Origin of the sequence: Salinilacihabitans rarus, assembly GCF_024296665.1 — an archaeon.
Classification (GTDB): domain Archaea; phylum Halobacteriota; class Halobacteria; order Halobacteriales; family Natrialbaceae; genus Salinilacihabitans; species Salinilacihabitans rarus.
In genome coordinates, this window is record NZ_CP100762.1 from 1,118,201 (window position 1) to 1,136,368 (window position 18,168).

Annotated in this window: 24 protein-coding genes and 1 tRNA gene; 19 read left to right on the forward strand and 6 right to left on the reverse strand. The window is 71.1% G+C overall.

Annotation, left to right across the window (positions count from 1 at the left end):
• Positions 1-47: 47 nt before the first annotated feature.
• The 15 genes from NKG98_RS05895 to NKG98_RS05965 all read left to right on the forward strand — a co-directional run bounded on the left by NKG98_RS05895 (position 48) and on the right by NKG98_RS05965 (position 8,813).
• Positions 48-554: a 30S ribosomal protein S13 gene (locus NKG98_RS05895; RefSeq protein ID WP_254768735.1), complete on the forward strand. Its 507-nt coding sequence runs from the start codon at positions 48-50 to the stop codon at positions 552-554.
• Entirely contained in the window at positions 554-1,075 is a 522-nt protein-coding gene (locus NKG98_RS05900) for a 30S ribosomal protein S4 (RefSeq protein WP_254768736.1), read from the forward strand. The genes NKG98_RS05895 and NKG98_RS05900 overlap by 1 nt, the downstream gene beginning before the upstream one ends.
• Before the next feature lie 3 nt (positions 1,076-1,078).
• Positions 1,079-1,468 carry a 30S ribosomal protein S11 gene (locus NKG98_RS05905; protein ID WP_007261289.1) on the forward strand — a complete coding sequence of 130 codons (390 nt, stop codon included), beginning with the start codon at positions 1,079-1,081 and terminating at the stop codon, positions 1,466-1,468.
• A gap of 4 nt (positions 1,469-1,472) precedes the next feature.
• Positions 1,473-2,222: a DNA-directed RNA polymerase subunit D gene (locus NKG98_RS05910; protein ID WP_254768737.1), complete on the forward strand. Its 750-nt coding sequence runs from the start codon at positions 1,473-1,475 to the stop codon at positions 2,220-2,222.
• A 123-nt stretch (positions 2,223-2,345) separates the two neighbouring features.
• Positions 2,346-2,430 (forward strand) — tRNA-Leu (locus NKG98_RS05915).
• Positions 2,419-2,847, forward strand: a complete 429-nt coding sequence (locus NKG98_RS05920; protein WP_256558485.1) for a 50S ribosomal protein L18e — start codon at positions 2,419-2,421, stop codon at positions 2,845-2,847. Before NKG98_RS05915 ends, NKG98_RS05920 begins: the two co-directional genes overlap by 12 nt.
• Positions 2,844-3,296, forward strand: coding sequence for a 50S ribosomal protein L13 (locus tag NKG98_RS05925; RefSeq protein ID WP_254768739.1), 453 nt, complete (start codon positions 2,844-2,846; stop codon positions 3,294-3,296). Before NKG98_RS05920 ends, NKG98_RS05925 begins: the two co-directional genes overlap by 4 nt.
• Positions 3,290-3,688, forward strand: coding sequence for a 30S ribosomal protein S9 (locus tag NKG98_RS05930; RefSeq protein ID WP_254768740.1), 399 nt, complete (start codon positions 3,290-3,292; stop codon positions 3,686-3,688). The genes NKG98_RS05925 and NKG98_RS05930 overlap by 7 nt, the downstream gene beginning before the upstream one ends.
• Positions 3,689-3,700: 12 nt before the next feature.
• Positions 3,701-3,895, forward strand: a complete 195-nt coding sequence (locus NKG98_RS05935) for a DNA-directed RNA polymerase subunit N (protein WP_254768741.1) — start codon at positions 3,701-3,703, stop codon at positions 3,893-3,895.
• Positions 3,895-4,074 (forward strand): DNA-directed RNA polymerase subunit K, encoded by a 180-nt coding sequence (locus tag NKG98_RS05940; protein ID WP_254768742.1) that lies wholly within the window; start codon positions 3,895-3,897, stop codon positions 4,072-4,074. The genes NKG98_RS05935 and NKG98_RS05940 overlap by 1 nt, the downstream gene beginning before the upstream one ends.
• Positions 4,071-5,276, forward strand: a complete 1,206-nt coding sequence (gene eno, locus NKG98_RS05945; protein ID WP_254768743.1) for a phosphopyruvate hydratase — start codon at positions 4,071-4,073, stop codon at positions 5,274-5,276. The genes NKG98_RS05940 and eno overlap by 4 nt, the downstream gene beginning before the upstream one ends.
• Positions 5,273-6,052, forward strand: a complete 780-nt coding sequence (gene rpsB, locus NKG98_RS05950; RefSeq protein WP_254768744.1) for a 30S ribosomal protein S2 — start codon at positions 5,273-5,275, stop codon at positions 6,050-6,052. The genes eno and rpsB overlap by 4 nt, the downstream gene beginning before the upstream one ends.
• A gap of 178 nt (positions 6,053-6,230) precedes the next feature.
• On the forward strand, positions 6,231-7,217 hold the full coding sequence (gene mvk, locus NKG98_RS05955; protein WP_254768745.1) for a mevalonate kinase: 987 nt from the start codon (positions 6,231-6,233) through the stop codon (positions 7,215-7,217).
• Positions 7,214-7,969, forward strand: a complete 756-nt coding sequence (locus NKG98_RS05960) for an isopentenyl phosphate kinase (protein WP_254768746.1) — start codon at positions 7,214-7,216, stop codon at positions 7,967-7,969. Before mvk ends, NKG98_RS05960 begins: the two co-directional genes overlap by 4 nt.
• 49 nt (positions 7,970-8,018) lie before the next feature.
• A complete protein-coding gene (locus tag NKG98_RS05965; protein WP_254768747.1) occupies positions 8,019-8,813 on the forward strand; it encodes a TraB domain-containing protein in 795 nt (264 codons plus the stop codon).
• Between the two features lie 11 nt (positions 8,814-8,824).
• Here NKG98_RS05965 and NKG98_RS05970 read toward each other — a convergent pair whose 3' ends face one another.
• Positions 8,825-9,736: an alpha/beta hydrolase gene (locus NKG98_RS05970; protein WP_254768748.1), complete on the reverse strand. Its 912-nt coding sequence runs from the start codon at positions 9,734-9,736 to the stop codon at positions 8,825-8,827.
• Between the two features lie 116 nt (positions 9,737-9,852).
• Between NKG98_RS05970 and NKG98_RS05975 the strand changes: the two genes are divergently transcribed.
• Complete coding sequence (locus tag NKG98_RS05975; RefSeq protein ID WP_254768749.1) at positions 9,853-10,881, forward strand: DUF7351 domain-containing protein; 1,029 nt, start codon at positions 9,853-9,855, stop codon at positions 10,879-10,881.
• Positions 10,882-10,903: 22 nt separating this feature from the next.
• On the opposite strand, the gene NKG98_RS05980 is transcribed toward NKG98_RS05975, so the two are convergent.
• The 3 genes from NKG98_RS05980 to NKG98_RS05990 form a co-directional block, all read right to left on the reverse strand.
• Entirely contained in the window at positions 10,904-11,644 is a 741-nt protein-coding gene (locus tag NKG98_RS05980) for an archaeal proteasome endopeptidase complex subunit alpha (RefSeq protein ID WP_254768750.1), read from the reverse strand.
• Entirely contained in the window at positions 11,645-12,373 is a 729-nt protein-coding gene (locus NKG98_RS05985) for an Ntn hydrolase family protein (protein WP_254768751.1), read from the reverse strand.
• Positions 12,374-12,476: 103 nt separating this feature from the next.
• Positions 12,477-13,607: a M24 family metallopeptidase gene (locus NKG98_RS05990; protein ID WP_254768752.1), complete on the reverse strand. Its 1,131-nt coding sequence runs from the start codon at positions 13,605-13,607 to the stop codon at positions 12,477-12,479.
• A gap of 195 nt (positions 13,608-13,802) precedes the next feature.
• On the opposite strand from NKG98_RS05990, the gene NKG98_RS05995 reads away from it, so the two are divergent.
• The 3 genes from NKG98_RS05995 (at position 13,803) to NKG98_RS06005 (ending at position 16,912) form a co-directional block, all read left to right on the forward strand.
• Positions 13,803-15,425, forward strand: coding sequence for an alpha,alpha-trehalose-phosphate synthase (UDP-forming) (locus NKG98_RS05995; RefSeq protein WP_254768753.1), 1,623 nt, complete (start codon positions 13,803-13,805; stop codon positions 15,423-15,425).
• Positions 15,426-15,428: 3 nt separating this feature from the next.
• Positions 15,429-16,271, forward strand: coding sequence for a trehalose-phosphatase (otsB, locus tag NKG98_RS06000; protein WP_254768754.1), 843 nt, complete (start codon positions 15,429-15,431; stop codon positions 16,269-16,271).
• 290 nt (positions 16,272-16,561) lie between these two features.
• Positions 16,562-16,912: a winged helix-turn-helix domain-containing protein gene (locus NKG98_RS06005; RefSeq protein ID WP_254768755.1), complete on the forward strand. Its 351-nt coding sequence runs from the start codon at positions 16,562-16,564 to the stop codon at positions 16,910-16,912.
• A 51-nt stretch (positions 16,913-16,963) separates the two neighbouring features.
• Here NKG98_RS06005 and NKG98_RS06010 read toward each other — a convergent pair whose 3' ends face one another.
• Both NKG98_RS06010 and NKG98_RS06015 read right to left on the reverse strand, forming a co-directional pair.
• Positions 16,964-17,695 (reverse strand): zinc metalloprotease, encoded by a 732-nt coding sequence (locus NKG98_RS06010; protein WP_254768756.1) that lies wholly within the window; start codon positions 17,693-17,695, stop codon positions 16,964-16,966.
• An 81-nt stretch (positions 17,696-17,776) separates the two neighbouring features.
• Positions 17,777-18,043 (reverse strand): hypothetical protein, encoded by a 267-nt coding sequence (locus NKG98_RS06015; RefSeq protein ID WP_254768757.1) that lies wholly within the window; start codon positions 18,041-18,043, stop codon positions 17,777-17,779.
• Positions 18,044-18,168 lie beyond the last annotated feature (125 nt).

Genomic DNA, 18,168 nt, shown 5'->3' on the forward strand with positions numbered 1-18,168 from the left:
CGCCAGACGTTCGCACCGCTCGCAGACCAGACACACGTACACGACACATGAGCGAGGAAGAACCGCAAGAACCGGAGGGCGAAGAAGACCTGCAGTACTTCGTCCGAATCGGGCAGACCGACCTCGACGGTACCAAGACCGTCGAGCGCTCGCTCTCGGAGATGAACGGGATCGGTCGCCGGACCGCCCGGATCATCGCCGAGGAAGCGGGCGTCGACCGGACGGCGACGTTCGGTGCGCTCGATCAGGAACAGATCGACGAGGTCGTCGAGCTCGTGGAGAACTACGCCGACGAGGTACCCGAGTGGCTCACCAACCGCCGCCGGGACTTCTACACCGGCGGGACCACCCACGAGATCGGCAACGACCTCCAGTTGACCCGACAGCACGACATCAACCGCATGAAGATGATCGACGCCTACCGTGGGGTCCGACACAAACGCGGCCAGAAGGTCCGCGGCCAGCGGACCAAGTCCACCGGCCGGTCGGAGGGCACCATCGGGGTCAACGTCGAAGAGATTCGGGAAGAAGAAGAAGCGGAGGGTGGTGAATAATGGCACTCGGAACGAAGACCAAACAGTACGAGACGCCGAACCACCCCTATCAGGGTGAGCGCATCGCCAGCGAGCACTCGCTGCTCGACCGCTACGGCCTGAAGAACAAAGAGGAGCTCTGGCGCGCCCAGTCCGAACTGCGCTCGTACCGCCGCGAGGCCCGCGAACTGCTCGGGCAGGTCCAGGGCGACGAGACCGTTCGACGCCGCGCCGACGAGTTCCTCGGCCGGCTCAAGCGCGTCGGCGTCCTCGACGAGGAGGACGAACTCGGCGACGTCCTCTCGCTCGAAATCGAGGACGTCCTCGAACGTCGCCTCCAGACGGTCGCCTACCGCAAGGGGCTGGCGAACACGCCCCAGCAGGCCCGTCAGTTCATCACCCACGGCCACGTCGTCGTCGGCGACCGGCGCCACCGAGTGCCCTCGTACGTCGTCGACGTCGACGAGGAGGGCCTCGTCGAGTTCGACGAGAACAGCCCGCTCGCGGACGAACTCCACCCCGAGCGCGCGGAGGGTCAGTAAACCATGAGCCAGGACGACGATAAGTGGGGGATCGCCCACGTGCACGCATCGTTCAACAACACCATCATGACCGTGACCGACCTCACGGGCGCGGAGACGATCGCCAAGTCCTCCGGCGGGACGGCGGTCAAGCAGAACCGCGACGAGGCGTCGCCGTACGCGGCCATGCAGATGGCCGAGTCCGTCGCCGAGGAGGTCAAGGCCGCCGGAATCACGGGCCTGCACGTCCGCGTGCGCGGCCCGGGCGGCAACCTCCAGAAGTCCCCCGGCCCCGGCGCGCAGGCGACGATCCGCGCGCTGGCCCGGTCGGGCATCGAGATTGGCCGCATCGAGGACGTGACGCCGATCCCGCACGACGGATCGCGCGCCCCGAAGGGCAAGGGCGGATACTAGAGCCATGTCAGGAGAGTACGACGTCGAGTTCGTCGAACGCGAGGACCGCAAGGCGCGGTTTCTCGTCCGCGGCGTGACGCCGGCGTTCGCCAACGGCATCCGGCGGGCGATGATCGCCGACGTGCCGACGATGGCGATCGACACCGTCCGGTTCGTCGAGAACTCGTCGGTCATGTTCGACGAGCAACTCGCACTGCGGCTCGGGCTCGTCCCGCTGACGACCCCGCCGGAGGGCGAGTTCGGCGAGGACGACGTCGTCACGCTCTCGATCGACGTCGAAGGGCCCGCCACCGCCTACTCGGGCGACCTCGAGACGAGCGACGACCTCGTCCGGCCGGCCGACGAGAACGTCCCGATCATCGAACTCAAGGACGGCCAGCGCCTCGAAGCCGAGGCCGACGCCGTCATCGACTACGGTCGGGACCACGCCAAACACCAGGGCGGCGTCGCGGTCGGCTACCGCCACCTCCAGCGCGTGGCGGTCGGCGCCGACCTCCCCGAGTTCGAGGACCAGGAACGCCGGATCGTCCGCGGCGTGATCGAGGCGGACGGCGAACTCGTTCCGACGAGCGAGTTCGACCACGACCTCTCGAAGCGCTACCCCGGCAAGGAGGTCACCGTCGAGGACGTGCCGAACGCCTTCGTCTTCCACGTCGAGACGGACGGCTCGTTCACCGTCGAGGAACTCGTCACGCGCGCGATCGACTCGATCGAGGCGCGCGCGGCAGAACTCGAAGAGGCAGTACAGCTGTAACGATGATCCGACGCCCCACCCCACGAACGGCCGACGCCGGCGCCGCGAGCGACGAGACCGGCGGGCGGTCGTTCACGCGAATCGAAAGGGGTTTTACGGGGCGGCGGATAGACGGAAGTGCGAGCAGGGATAGCCAAGTCTGGCCAACGGCGCAGCGTTCAGGGCGCTGTCTCGTAGGAGTCCGCAGGTTCAAATCCTGCTCCCTGCATCACTTCTCCCGCGCGACTGTCACCGCGACAGTCCGCACTCCCGCAGATTCCGGAGGAAACCAATGAGTACCAAGACCAACCCGAGGCTCAACGATCTCATCGCCGAGCTGAAGTCGACGTCCCGCGAGACGGACGCCGACGTCTGGCGTGACATCGCGGATCGCCTCGAGAAGCCCCGGTCCAGTCACGCGGAGGTGAATCTGGGGCGGATCGAACGATACGCACGCGAAGACGAGACCGTCGTCGTCCCCGGCAAAGTGCTGGGGTCGGGCGCACTCCAGAAGAACGTCACCGTCGCCGCCGTCGACTTCTCCTCGTCGGCGGAGACGAAGATCGACCAGGTCGGCGAGACCGTACCGCTCGAGCGACTGCTCGAAGAGAACCCCGAAGGCTCCGACGTCCGGGTGATCGCATGAACGCGAACACGGCCGAATTCGACCCCGACGTCGTCGTCGACGCCCGCGACTGCATCATGGGACGCGTCGCCAGCGAGGTCGCCCAGCGCGTCCTCGACGGCGAGCGCGTCGCCGTCGTCAACGCCGAGGACGCCGTCATCACCGGCGACAGGAACGACGTCTTCGGCACCTACCGCAAGCGCGCGCAACTGGGCTCCGATCAGGGGCCGGCCTACCCCAAGCGCCCGGACACCATCTTCAAGCGCGCCGTCCGCGGCATGCTGCCGTACAAGAAGGCTCGCGGCCGCGAGGCGTTCTCGAACGTCCGCGTCTACGTGGGCAACCCCTACGAGGACGACGACCACGAGGCGGCGGTCCTCGAGGACACGTCGCTGGATCGGCTCTCGAACATCCGCTTCGTCCACCTGCACGAAGTGAGCGAACAACTCGGTGCTAACGTCACATGGTAACGAACACGAGCGGCAAGAAGAAGACCGCCGTCGCGCGAGCGACGGTACACGACGGCGAGGGTCGCGTGCGAATCAACTCCCAGCCGGTCGAACTCGTCGAGCCCGAGATGGCGCGGCTGAAGATGCTCGAACCGTTCCGCATCGCCGGCGAGGACCTCCGCAGCGGGATCGACGTCGACGTCCGCGTCGACGGCGGCGGCATCAGCGGTCAGGCCGACGCCGTCCGCACCGCCATCGCGCGGGGCATCGTCCAGCACACCAACGACGCCGAACTCCGGGACGCCTACATGGAGTTCGACCGCTCGCTGCTGGTCAACGACGTCCGCCAGTCCGAGCCCAAGAAGTGGGGCGGTCCCGGCGCCCGGGCCCGCTACCAGAAGTCCTACCGCTAAGGTGATCCACCCATGATGATTCCGGTCCGGTGTTTCACATGCGGCAACGTCGTCGGTGAACACTGGGAAGAGTTCGACGCGCGCGCAAACGAGGGCGACGAGGACCCCCAGGAGGTCCTCGACGACCTCGGGGTCGAGCGCTACTGCTGTCGACGGATGCTCGTCAGCCACACCGACCTCGTCGACGTCGTCTCACCCTATCAGTAATGCAGGGACAGCGATACAACCGATACGAGAAAGCGCGAATCCTCGGCGCGAGAGCGCTGCAGGTGTCGTACGGCGCGCCGGTGTTGATTGAGACGGACCAGACGGAGCCGATCCTGATCGCCGCCGAGGAGTACGACGCGGGGGCGCTCCCGTTTACCGTCAAGCGAGGAAACGAATGACACTCATCACCGACGTCCGACTCAGGGAGGTACTGGACTCGCGGGGCAACCCGACGGTCGAAGCCGACGTGCTCACCGAGAGCGGCGGCTTCGGCCGGGCGGCGGCGCCCTCGGGCGCCAGCACCGGCGAGTACGAAGCGATCGAACGCCCGGCCAACGAGGCAATCGCGGCGGCGCGCGAACACGCCGTCCCCCGCCTCGTCGGCGAGGCCTACGCCGGCAACCAGCGGGAGGTAGACGCCATCCTGCGGGCGGCCGACGGCACCGACGACTTCTCGGAGATCGGTGCCAACAGCGCGGTCGCCATCTCGATGGCCGCGGCGAAAGCCGGCGCCGACGTGCTGGGCGCGCCGCTGTTCCAGCACCTCGGCGGCACCTTCCGCGGCGAGACGTTCCCGACGCCGCTCGGGAACGTCATCGGCGGCGGCGAGCACGCCGCCGACGCGACCGACATCCAGGAGTTCCTCTCCGCACCGGTCGGCGCCCCGAGCGTCGCCGACGCGGTGTTCGCGAACGCGGCCGTCCACGCCGAGGTCGCGGACCTGCTCGACGAGCGGGGCCACCCCAGCGGCAAGGGCGACGAGGGCGCGTGGGCGCCGTCGATCGACGACGCCGAGGCGTTCGAGATCGTCGAGGAGGCGACCTCGACGGTCGCCGAGGACGTCGGTTTCGAGATCGGATTCGGCCTCGACGTCGCCGCCGCGGAACTGTACGACGACGACGCCGAGGTCTACGAGTACGGCGACACGACCCGCGACGGGGACGAGCAGATCGACTACGTCGCCGACCTCGTCGACGACTACGACCTCGTCTACGTCGAGGACCCCCTCGACGAGAACGACTACGACGGCTTCGCCGAACTCACCGACCGCGTCGGCGACCGGACGCTCGTCTGCGGCGACGACCTGTTCGTCACGAACACCGAGCGCCTCGCGGAGGGGATCGACCGCGGCGCGGCCAACAGCATCCTGATCAAGCCGAACCAGATCGGGACGCTCACGGACGCCTTCGACGCGATCGAACTCGCCCGCGAGAACGGCTACGAGTCGATCGTCTCCCACCGGTCGGGAGAGACCGAGGACGCGACGATCGCACACCTCGCCGTCGCGACGGGCGTTCCGTTCATCAAGACGGGCGCCGTCGGCGGCGAGCGAACCGCCAAGCTCAACGAGCTCATCAGAATCGAAGACGACGCGACATGACCGACAACGACGCACAACAGGAGGGGCTCGACGCCGCCGAGGAGGAGATCGACGAGGAGCCGGCCGAAGGGGCCGGCCCCGCCGCCGAACCCGCCGAGGACGTCGAGCCGGTAGACGAACAGCCCGCCGAGGACGACGCCGAGGAGGACGAAGACGCCGGCCCCACGCTCGACGACGACGTCATGAGCGACGAGGAGGCCGACCTGCTGATCCCCGTCGAGGACTACCTCGGCGCGGGCGTCCACATCGGCACCCAGCAGAAGACCGCGGACATGGAGCGGTTCATCCACCGCGTCCGCACCGACGGCCTCTACGTGCTCGACGTCTCGAAGACCGACGGGCGCATCCGCACGGCCGCGGACTTCCTCGCGAACTACGCGCCCGAGCAGATCCTCGTCACGTCGAGCCGTCAGTACGGGCGGTTCCCGGCCGAGAAGTTCGCCGAGGCCGTCGGCGCCCGCGCCCGCACGGGCCGGTTCATCCCCGGGACGCTCACGAACCCGAAGTACGACGGCTACATCGAACCCGACGTGGTCGTCGTCACGGACCCGATCGGCGACGCCCAGGCCGTCAAGGAGGCGATCACGGTCGGCATCCCCGTGATCGCGATGTGTGACTCGAACAACCAGACCAGCAACGTCGACCTCGTCGTCCCGACGAACAACAAGGGTCGCAAGGCCCTCTCGGTCGTCTACTGGCTGCTCGCCAACGAGACCCTCGACCGCCGCGGCGCCGAACCCGCCTACGCGCTCGAGGACTTCGAGAGCGTCGTATAAGCCGCGATTTCGAGTTTCGCTCGCCGTCGGAGGCCGTTTTCGAACCCGGGAGCCGCCGCGCCAGTCGCCAGTCCCGCCCAGCAAGTTACCGAAACGTGTTCGTAATCCGGACTGTTCTCGGATCGAGCGGGTGCGGCGAGAAGACAGTTATTAATCGTCGTCGGACGAACGGCCGGGCATGACTCTCTCGAGCGCTCCCGGCAAGGTGTACCTGTTCGGGGAGCACGCGGTCGTCTACGGCGAACCCGCGGTCCCCTGTGCCATCGAGCGGCGGGCCCGCGTCGAGGTCACCCGACGCGACGACGGCAAACTCCGCGTCCACGCCGAGGACCTCAGCCTCGACGGCTTCACGGTCGAGTACGGCGGCGGGACCGACGACCGACCGGACGTCGACGTCCCGGGGCCGCTGGTCGCGGCGGCGATGGGGTACGTCGACGGCGCGATCGATCAGGTCCGCGAGGTCACCGGCGAGGACGAGGTCGGCTTCGACGTGACCATCGAGAGCGACATCCCGCTCGGCGCGGGACTGGGGTCGTCGGCGGCGGTCGTCGTCGCGGCCATCGACGCGGCGACGCGCGAACTCGGCGTCACCCTCGACCCCGACGAGATCGCCGAGCGGGCGTTCCGCACCGAGTACGAGGTCCAGGACGGGCAGGCCTCGCGGGCGGACACGTTCTGCTCGGCGACCGGCGGCGCGGTCCGCGTCGAGGGCGACGACCGCCGGTCGATCGAGGCCCCCGACCTGCCCATCGTCGTCGGCTTCGACGGCGGCGCGGGCGAGACGGGCGAACTCGTCGCGGGCGTGCGCGCGCTGCGCGAGGAGTACGACTTCGCCGCGAACACGGTCGCGGCCGTCGGCGACGTCGTCCGCAACGGCGAGGCGGCCCTCGTCGACGGCGACCTCGCGGAACTGGGCCGGCTGATGGACTTCAACCACGGCCTGCTGTCGGCGCTGGGGGTCTCCTCGCGGTCGCTCGACGCGATGGTGTGGGCCGCCCGCGAGGCCGGCGCCTACGGCGCGAAGCTGACCGGCGCGGGCGGGGGCGGCTGCATCGTCGCGCTGGACCCGACCGACGCGACCGAGACCGCACTCTCCTTTACGCCGGCCTGCGAGGAGGCGTTCCGCGCCGAACTCGCCGAGGAGGGGGTGAAGCGGCTCGAATGATCGTCCTGAAACTCGGCGGCAGCGTGATCACCGACAAGGACCGCGCGGAGACCCTCGACGGCGAGGCACTCGACCGGGCCGCGGACGCGGTGGCCGCGGCGTTCGACGGCGCGACCGACGACGCCCTCGTCGACGGCCTCGCGCTCGTCCACGGCGGCGGCAGCTTCGGCCACGTCAACGCCAGCGAGTACGGCGTGAGTACGACGGCGGGGACCCACGACCCCGGCGGCGTCCACGCGATCCACGGCGCGATGACGACGCTCAACCGGTTCGTCCTGCAACGTTTGCTCGACCGCGGCGTGCCGGCGGTGCCGGTCCACCCGTTCTCGGCGGCCCACCGCGACGCCGACGGCGACCTCCACCTGCCGACCGGGCAGGTCGAGACGCTGCTCGGCGAGGGGTTCGTCCCGGTCCTCCACGGCGACCTCGTCGCCCACGCCGGCGAGGGAACGACCGTCGTCAGCGGCGACGAACTGGTCGCCGACCTCGCGACGGCGCTGGGGGCCGACCGGGTCGGTCTCTGCTCGACGGTCCCGGGCGTGCTCGACGGCGACGACGAGGTCGTCGAGCACGTCGCGGCCTACGGGGACGTCGAGGACGCGCTGGGAGCGAGCGAGTCGACCGACGTCACCGGCGGGATGGCCGCGAAGGTCCGCGCGCTGCTCGACCTCGACGCCGAGGCGTCGATCTTCGGCCTCGACGCGCTCGGGGCGTTCCTCGCCGGCGCGGACGTCGGGACGACGATCGAGTGAGCCGGGCCCCCTGTCGGTTTCAAGTCGCCCGCCGTGGGAGTCCGGAGCGATGACGGGGGACGGAGCAATCGAAATCGTACCGAGCGTGCACTTCTCGGCGACCCACCGCCGACGGGTCCGCGACGCGATCCGCGACGCCGACCCCGACCTCGTGGCGGTCGAACTCGACGAGCGCCGCTTCGAGCGCCTCGAACGGGGTCGGAACCCGAACCGCCGGTCGCGGCTCGTCCCGGACGAACCCGCGAGGGGGACCGAACTCCCGCCGACGACCACGATCACCTACGAGACGCTCCGGGCGATCCAGCGGGCGGTCGTGCGCCTCTCCGGGCTCGATCCCGGACGGACCGACATGGAGGTCGCCGTCGGGACCGCGGCGGAACTCGGCGTCGACGTCGCGCTGATCGACGATCCGATCGAGGAGACCGTCGCGGCGCTCTCGCGGCGGGTGGGGCCCGAGACGCTGCCGAAACTGGTCTTCCGGTCGGCGACAATAACGCCCCAGCAGCGGCTCGATCAGCTTCGCGTGTTGACGCTCCCGTTCGAGGAGGTCAAGGAGGGCGCCGACGTCCGCCCGGCGGTCGACGGGCTCCGCCATCTCCTCCCCGAGGTCGCGGAGGTGCTGATCGACCGGCGCGACCGGGCGATGGCCGAACGTCTCCACGCGATCCGACGCCGGGGGCTCGACGCGGTCGCCGTGATCGGGGCGGGCCACCACGACGGCGTCCGGGCGGCGCTGGCCGACCTCGACGCGCGGGACGCGGCGCCGACGGTCGACGTCCCCGTCAGGCGGCCGGGACGCGAGGTCACGCGCATCCCGATCGACGAACCGTCGTCGGCGGAGTGAGCAGACGGCCGTCAGAACGTCGCGACGACCTCGTGGATACAGCCGTCCTCGCGGTAGTAGTCGCCGTGGCTCGGCACGTAGGCGACGTTGTGGTCGGTGTAGTTCGAGGGCGGAGTGCCGTCGCAACCGGCGTTGCCGACGGCCTCTCCCCACTCGGCGGTGCCGTAAGCCCAGTTGAGCACGTCGTCGTCTTCCATCCAGAAGTTGTCCGCGTGGCCGACGGCGGCCTCGATGTCCCCGCCGTAGGACCCCTCCATCGAGACGGACTCGTCGTCGGCGGCCCCGCCGAGGAGCGAGAGGGAGGCGACGTCGTCGTAGCGTCCCCAGTGAGCGAGATTCTGCAGCGCCATCAGGGCGACGCGCGCGCCCAGCGAGTGGGCGACGTAGCGGACGGCGACGCCGGGGTTGGCCGCCTTGTAGTCGCGCGTGAACGCCGCCAGTTTCGCGCCGTTTCGCTCGGCGATTTCCGTCGCGTCGTACCAGTCGAAGTCGGCGTCCCACGAGTAGCCGATCACCGGTTCGGCGTACCCCTCCGCGGCGAACGTCCCCGCCGCCTCGTCGAACGTACACAGCGCGCCCTCGGTGTCGTTGTTCCAGCCGTGGACGAACACGAGCAACTCGTCCCCGGCGGCGACGTGGACGCCGGGGACGCCGTCGCCGGCGTAGCCGTAGTTCGTCGCGTCGTTGCCGTCGGTGATGTAGACGCTGCCGTACCACGTCGTGTCGAAGTGCCCTCGCGTGGTCACCCGCGGGAACGACGTCGGCGGGTTCTCACAGTCCTCCTTCTTGCCGGCGCTGGCGGTCGACGCGCCGGCGAGTGCCGCCCCACCGACGAGGCCCGACGCGGCGAGGCCGCGGAGGAGTCGCCGTCGGGACGCGGTCGGTTCGCTGTCGGTGCCGGTCGACGTGGTATGTCGAACCATGACGGTAATGACCAACGATTACTATTTATTCTTCGGGACGTTCACGGGGACTGAAATCGACGCGAACGGTGCCGCCTCGGGAACCCTCTTGGCCGTCGCGACCGAAACGGGGTCGTATGCCGACGACGGAGGAGGACGGATCTCGGGGTCCCGACGCCCGAGTCGACGACGAACCGGCCGCCGACGACGCGTTCGGTGCCCTCGGCCACGAGGCCCGGACGCGGATCCTCGAAGCGATGCTCGACCGCGCCGGCGGCGACGGACCGTCGCGGATGACCTTCTCGGAACTGTTCGAGGCGACCGACCTCGAGACGACCGCGGGGTTTGCCTACCACCTCGACGAACTCGTCGGCGTCTACCTCCGGAAGGTCGACGACGAGGCGGGCGACGACGGCGACCGGCGGACCGACGCGGGGTACGAGTTCACCTACGCGGGACGAAAGATCGCCCGTGCCATCGCGGCCGGTTCGTACACCCGCAGCGTCGACCGGCCGCCGATCGAACTCGACGATCCGTGTCCGCTCTGCGCGACGACGGGGGGAGACGGGACGGGGACGCTCGAAGCCCGGTCGCGCGACAACGTCGTCACCGTCTCGTGTCGGGACTGCGAGCGGCCGATCCTCGAACTCCAGTTCCCGCCCTCGGGGCTCGCGTCCCACGGCGACGGGCTTCCGGACGCCTTCGACCGCCACCACCGCTACCGCGTCGCGCTCGCCGCCGACGGCGTCTGTCCCGAGTGCGGCGGGGTCGTCGACGCGGCCCTCGACTCCCCGCCCGAGGCCCTCGCCGACTCGCTGCCGCCGGAACTGCGCGAGCACGTGCAGGCCGAGCTATCGTGCGGGACCTGCGGCTTCGAACTCCGCTGTCCGGTCACGCTCGCCGTCCTCGAACACCCTGCGGTGATCTCGTTCTACGACGACCACGGCGAGAACGTCAGGGAGCGGCCGCTCTGGAACGTCGGGGCCGAGTGGACCGAGACGGTCCTCTCGGCCGATCCGGCGTGCGTGCGCGTCGTGACGGAACTCGACGGGGAGACGCTCGCGCTCTACCTCGACGGCTCGCTGCGGGTCGTCGACGTCCAGCGATCCGCGCCGGCCGAACGGTCGTCGGCGGTCGAGCCGACGGCCGACGGGACGACCGCCTGAGGCCGTCGGCGGGCGCCGAACCTCAGCCGGCCAGTCGCGCCGCGAGGTCGTCGTCCGCCATCGCGGTCGTCCCCCCGTCGTCCGCGAGCACCCGGACGTCGACGTCCGCCGGCGCGAGAGGCTCCGCGGCGGTCGAGGCGAGCGCCTCCAGCGCGAGGTCGACGCCCTCGTCGAGGGCGGCGGGCGGGTCGTCGCCGACGCGGTCTTCGAGGAGGCCCCGGAGGTCGCCGGCGCCGTCGCCGATCGCCGTCGCCCGCCACCCGTAGGGGGCGCCGCTGGGGTCGACCTCGAACGGGCCGGCCGCGTCGCGGGCGTCGCCGTCCGGCGCTGGATCGACGCCCGCGACGAGCAGGGCCGCCCCGTACGGCCGGGCGCCGCCCGACTGCGTGTGCTCCTGGACGTGATCGGCGACGGCCGTCGCCAGCGGTTCGACCCCGATCGGCTCGCCGTAGCGCAGTCGGTGGCGCTGTCCGGCGCGGCGGGCGACGTCGACCAACCGTCTGGCGTCGGCCGCGTGGCCCGCGGAGGCGACGGCGACGTGATCGTCGACGGCGTGGATCTTCTCGACGGACCCGGCTTCGAGCAGGGGCGAGCGCAGGCGCTTTCGCGCCGCGAGCACGACCCCCTCGCCGGTGCGGATCCCGACGCTCGGCGACCCGCGCTCGACGGCCTGCCGGGCGTACTCGACCTGGTAGAGCCGGCCGTCCGGCGAGAAGATCGTGTGGCCGCGGTCGTAGGCCTGCTGGCGGGCGTTCCCGTCCATCTACGCCACCTCCTCGCCGGCGACGAACTCGGCGACCGACCCGTACCGATCGAGGTCGAAGGCCGCGTCGCCGGTCTCGGGGGCCGCCCGGATCGTCGCGACGGTCGCCCCGTCGCCGCTGGCCGCGTCGCGCTCGGTCGCGCTCTCGACCGCGCGGGCGGCGACGTCCCGGAGCGCCGCGACGTCGCGATCCTCGCGGTAGTCTCCCTCCAGCGCGCCGTAGGCGAGTTGCATCCCGCTCCCGCCGGCGGCGTACGGCGCCGCCATCACCCCGCCGCCGCGGTCCACCGTGAAGACCGCCGACGCGCCGTCCGGGTCGACGCCGCCGATCAGGAGTTCGAGGACGGGGAACGCGCCGCTCCGGACCAGCCCGCCCGCGACGGTCGCGAGCGCCTCGACGGTCGGCTCGCGCCCGTGTTCGAGTTCGTACAGCCGCGCCTCGCTTCGAAGCCGGCGGACGAACGCCTGCGCGTCCGCGACGCCGCCGGCGAAGGCGACCGCCGCGCGCTCGCCGATCGGTTCGACCTTCCGCATCTCCCGGTTCGCGACGAACCGGCCGCCGAGGCTCGCCCGCGCGTCCGCCGCGAGGACGACCCCGTCGGTCCCCCGCAGGGCGACCGTCGTCGTTCCAGTCTTCACGACGCCCGAACGTTCGGTTCCGCGACCCGCCCGTCCGTCGCGCGGGCGCTCGGCCGTCCGGTCGGTTCCCGTCGGATCTCGGTCGATCATCGCCCGAGGGAAGGCGGCGCCCGGGAATAAGTGATAGCTAAAATATGCTTTAGCCGACGGGGCGTACGAACTCCGAGGGAGGTCCGGCGGGCGACGGACGACCTCACTCGGCCCGCCAGCCCCGTGGCGAGTCGTTCAGCCGCTCGCAGCCGTCCTCGGTGACGGCGACGAGGTCCTCGATCCTGACGCCGAACTCGCTTGCGAGGTAGATTCCCGGCTCGACGCTGAACACCATGCCCGGTTCGAGTTCCCGGTCCTCGTCCGCGACGACGTACGGCGGTTCGTGGACTTCGAGGCCGACGCCGTGGCCGGTGCGGTGGACGAACGCGTCGCCGTAGCCGGCCTCCTCGATGACCTCGCGGGCGACGCGGTCGATCTCGCCGACCGGGACGCCGGGTTCGACCGCGCGGACGGCGGCGGCCTGGGCCTCGGCGACGACCTCGTGGACGCGCTCGTACTCCGCGGGCGGGTCGCCGTCGAAGACGACGGTTCGGGTCTGGTCGCCGGGGTAGCGCGCGGTCCCCGAGTCGAGGTCGGCCCCGACGAACGCGCCGAAGTCGAGGACGACGGGGTCGCCTGCTTCGATCTCGCGGTCGCCCGGGTGGTGGTGCGGGCGCGCGCCGTTCGGCCCGGCGGCGACGATCGTCTCGAAGGCGGGGTCGCCGCCGCCGTACGCCGACAGCAGGCGCTCGATCTCGGCGGCCAGTTCCGCCTCCGTGGTCCCGACCACGTCCGCGCCGCGCGCGCGGATCTCCCGCGAGACGCGGTCGGCGAGTTCGCCCGCCCGCCGGAGCGCGTCGAGTTCGACCTCGTCCTTGCGGAGGCGCAGGTCGGCGAGGACCTCGCTCGCGAGGCCGAACTCCGCGTCGGGTAGCACCCGCCGCAGGTCCTGGGTGAACAGCGCCCACATCCGGTCGTCGACGAGGACGCGGCCGCCGGCGAGGTCGCGGTCCGCGACGACGGCCGCCAGCGCGTCGACGGGGTCGTCGCCGTCCTCCCAGAGGCGGAGGTCCTCGACGGGGGTCTCGGCGAGTTGCTCGCCGTACATCGCGGGCGCGACGAACGCCGGCGCCCCCTCGCGCGGGACGACCAGCAGCAGGTGCCGTTCGGACGGGGACTCCTCGAAGCCGGTGACGTAGGTGAGGTTCGGGCTCGGGAAGCAGACGACCGCGTCGGCCACGCCGTCGAGCCGTCGCCGACACGCCGCGAGTCGCTGCTGGAACGGATCGTGCATGGTCGGCGTTCGTCCGCGTCCGAAAAGAACGTTCCCGACCCGGGCCGCGCCGCGGCTCTCGGGCGCCTATCGTGTGATATCGTGGCACAGGGCGCCCGTACGGTCCGATTTGCCTGAACGGTACGTGGGGTGATTAGAGCCCCCTGCGTGCGCAAGCGGCGAAGGAACTTGCCGAGAGGCTGTGCCTTCGGTCGAATGCGTTTCACGGAGGAGCGATCGTCGTCGACGGAGTGGCGCGGCACGGAAACGCGATACGAAGAACGCGATCGGGGCCGGGAGGCCGATCCGGGCGGGGACGGCCCCGAGTCGCTGATCGTCGTCTCGAACCGACAGCCGTACCGACACGAGTACGCGGACGGGGAGACCGCCGGTGGCGGCGAGGACGGCGAGGCCGACGAGAAGCGAATCGTCGTCGACGAGCCGACGGGCGGGCTGACCGCCGGGCTCGACCCCGTGCTCTGTGAGACAAACGGGACGTGGATCGCGTGGGGCGACGGCGACGCCGACCGCGACGTCGTCGACGAGGACGACTGCGTGGCCGTCCCGCCCGGCGACGGGGAGTACACGCTCCGGCGGATCTGGCTCTCGGAGTCGGTCGTCGAGGGCTACTACTACGGGTTCAGCAACCGCGTCCTCTGGCCGCTCTGTCACGGCTTCCCCGACCTGATCGAACACCGGGCCGGCGACCTCGAACGCTACCGGCGGGCCAACGGCCGGTTCGCCGACGCCGTCGCCGAACACGCGTCGCCCGACGACGCGGTCTGGCTCCAGGACTACCACCTCGGGTTCGCGCCGGCGATGATCCGCGAGTCGGTCCCCGCCTCGACGACCGTCGCGCAGTTCTGGCACATCCCGTGGCCGTCGCCGACGACGTTCCGGGGGTGTCCGGCGGCGGTGGAACTGCTCCGGGGCCTGCTCGGCAACGACCTGCTCGGGTTCCACGTCGACCGCTACGTCGAGGCGTTCCTCGACTGCGTCGACCGCTTCCTCCCCGAAGCGAACGTCGACCCCGGCCGGGGGACCGTCCGCTACCGCGACCACGAGACGCGGGTCGTCTCGACGCCGATGGGCGTCGACGCGGCCGCCCACGACCGCCAGTCGCGCGCGGTCGACCCGTCGCGGTGGGAGGCGATCCGCGAGCGCTACGACGTGCCCGCGGACACCGCGGTCGGCCTCGGGGTCGACCGCCTCGACTACACCAAGGGCATCCCCGAGCGGCTGGCGGCGATCGAGCGGCTCTTCGAGCGCTACCCGGACTGGCGCGGCCGCTTCACGTTCCTCCAGAAGGCGACCCCCAGCCGGACGGACGTGCCCGCCTACCGGCGGCTTGGCGAGCACGTCCGCGCCGAGGTCGACCGCATCAACGACCGGTTCGCGACCGACGACTGGCGGCCGATCGTCTACACGGAAGACCACCTCCCCCGCGAGGAACTGTGCGCGCTCTACCGCCGCGCGGACGTGATGGTCGTCAGCCCGCTGTGTGACGGGATGAACCTCGTCGCCCAGGAGTTCGCCGCCGCGAGCGTCGACGGCGACGGGGCCCTCGTGCTGAGCGAGCGCGTCGGCGCCTCCGACACCCTCGGCGAGTTCGCCTACACCGTCGACCCGACCGCGATCGACCCCTTCGCCGAGACCGTCGCCGACGCGCTCGCGGCGTCCGAACCCGAGCGCCGTCGCCGGATGCGCGGGCTCAGAGAGCGGGTCTTCGAGTTCGACCTCGGGTGGTGGATGGATCGCCAGTTCGACCACATCCGCCGGATCCACGCCGGGGAGCGCGCGGGCGTCGACGACGCCGGCCACACGTCGCCCTCGGTGTGACCGATGACGGAGACCCGCCCCGACCCCGTCGACGAGCGTCTGCCGCGGTTGCGCGCGGCGCTTCGCGACGCCGACGAACTGCTGGTCTGTCTCGACTTCGACGGGACGCTCGCGCCCATCGTCGCGGACCCCGACGACGCGGCGACGACGCCCGCGACCGGGGCGGCCCTCCGGACGCTGGACGCGACGCCGGACGTCACGACGGCGGTCGTCACCGGCCGGAGTCTGGCCGACGTCCGCTGGCGCGTCGACCCGCCGGACGTGTACGCCGGCAACCACGGCCTCGAACTCGCGCGGGAGGCCGCCGGATCGGTCGCGGTCCACCCCGTCGCGAGAAAGCGCGCCTCGCGCGTCGAGAAGGTCTGTGCGGCGCTGGGGCTCGCGCTGGACCCGATCCCGGGCTGCCGGGTCGAGAACAAGCGCCTGACCGGGACGGTCCACCTGCGGTCGGTCCCCCGGGCGGCGCGCCCGGCGGCCCGACGGCTGACCCGGCGCGTGCTCGACCGACTGGACGACGACTCGCTGTCGCTGTCGGCCGGGAAGGCGATCCTCGAAGTTCGCCCCGACGTACCGTGGGGGAAGGGGGACGCGGTCGACCTGCTCGCGTCCTCGCACCCGGGCGACCCGCTCGTGGCGTACGTCGGCGACGACGTCACCGACGAGTCGGCGTTCCGGGCCGTCGAACCGGAGGGGATCGGCGTCCACGTCGGCGACGGCCCGTCGGTCGCCTCCTGCCGGGTCGACTCGCCGGCCGCGGTCGCCTCGCTGTTGCACTGGATCGCGAGCGTCTTCGCCGCCGACGAACCGGTCGGCGAGGGCGCCGTCGTGCCCGCGAGTCTGCGGTGAGTCGGCCGCGGCCTCGGCGACGCGTCGAAAGGGGAAAGGAGAACGATGGGGCTGCCCGGACCCCTCCGGGGGGAGAGAGCGGGTCCGGGCGAGGGGGGACGCCCGCGCGACGACGATCGGGATCGGGTACCTGATAGCCACGCGACGGGCGGACGTCCGCACCCAGTCGGGACGACTCACCGGGGCCACTTAGTAGTTTCTATTAGAAATAGCACACCGATATCGGCGGCTCGGGGCCGAAAGAATTAGTTACCACTGGATATACGTTGACACTACGAGAGTGACCGACAGTGAAACTCCGTCAACCGACTGACTTCCTCATCCTCGAATCCCTCGAGGACAAGGGGCGAAACGTAGCGACGAACCTCGCAGCCCACACGGGCAAGAGCCGAAAGAACATCAACACGCGCCTGCCGGTGCTCGAGGACTACGGCCTCGTGCGCAAGATCGGGCCGGCCGAGCGCTCGGGCCTCTACGAGATCACCTCGCTCGGAAAGGCCGCGCTGGTCTACCGCGACCAGTACGACGAGGTCGACGACTTCGAGGCGCTCATCGAGGGGCCAAACGCCGGCGGAGCCGAGAACGGCGACGCGCAGGCGAATTTCGCCCGCGGCGAGGACGAATCGTCCGACGAGGAGTAACCGCTCGTCGAACCGCCGCGTCTCGCGAGTGTCCGCGAGTGATCGCTTTCTTCACGGCGTCAGTCCGCCGCTGTACCGTTCGAGGTGCCGCCGCGCACAGGCCGAGAATTCCAGCGAGAGCGCCCGCTCGCCGTCGAGCGGCGGGTAGACGTCACCGCAGGTAGAGCGGTCGCGCTCGTAGTCGGGGTCCCACGCGTAGGCGCTGAGCATCGGCGTCGCGACGACGGCGCCGTCGCGCCGGTAGGCGACGCCGTGGCCGTGCCGGAGGCCGAGGGCGTGGCCGACCTCGTGGACGAGCACCTGGATCGCCCTGTTCGGGTCGTCGTACGGGAGGACGATCCGCTCCGGGTCGGCCGGGTCGAGGGCGTCGACGTGGCGCGCGCCCCCGACGGAGGCGACGTGGGGCACCCCGTACCCCGTCGGGGCGGTGGAGATCTGGCCGTCGGTCACGAGCAGGTTGACGTCGCTCGCGGGACGGACGCCCCCGCCCGCGACGCCCGCGGCGACCCGGGCCGGCCACTCGCCCCCGCGGGTCACCGCGGCGCCGTCCTCGGTCGAGACGTCGACGACGCCGCCGTAGGAGAGGTCGAGCGACGGCGCCGCGAGGTCGAACGCCAGTCGGAGGTACTCGCCGACCCGGGCGGCGACGGAGTCGTAGGTCGCCGCGCGCTCGGAGAGCCAGTACCGTATCTCGAGGCGGTCGACCGGGTCGCGGGTCGCGTACCCGAGCGTCCCGAGCGACGCCAGCGTCCCCGCCGCCCCGAGCAGCGTCCGTCGCTTCACGCGCGGGTGTTCCGATCCCGGCCGCGAGAACCTCCCCCTTCACAGTGACAGTCTTTATATCGAATGAATCGACGCGGACACTCACGGGGCCGACCGCCGGGTGTCGACGGCGCGCGCGACGCGGCCCGCCGCGCGGACCTCGACCCACTCCGGGAGCGCCTCCAGAGTCGTCGGCACGAGCATCACCAGCGTCCCGTCGTCGGTCGCGACGAGCCTGCGGCCCGTCCCGCGCTCCCTGAGACACGGCCGCCACTCGCCGGCGTCGAGTTTCCGCTGGACCTGCCAGTCGGTGTAGTAGCGGCCGTCCGATCCCTCGTACACCGGGCCGACGTCCGTCACCACGGGCATCCCCCCGCCCGTCGGTCGCCGGCCCCGTCGACGTCTGTTCCCACCATCGCAGACCCTACTCGCCGGGTGCCCGCCGGCACCCTTCGGGCCTCGGGTTAACATGCCCGCGATTTATCCGCGTTCGT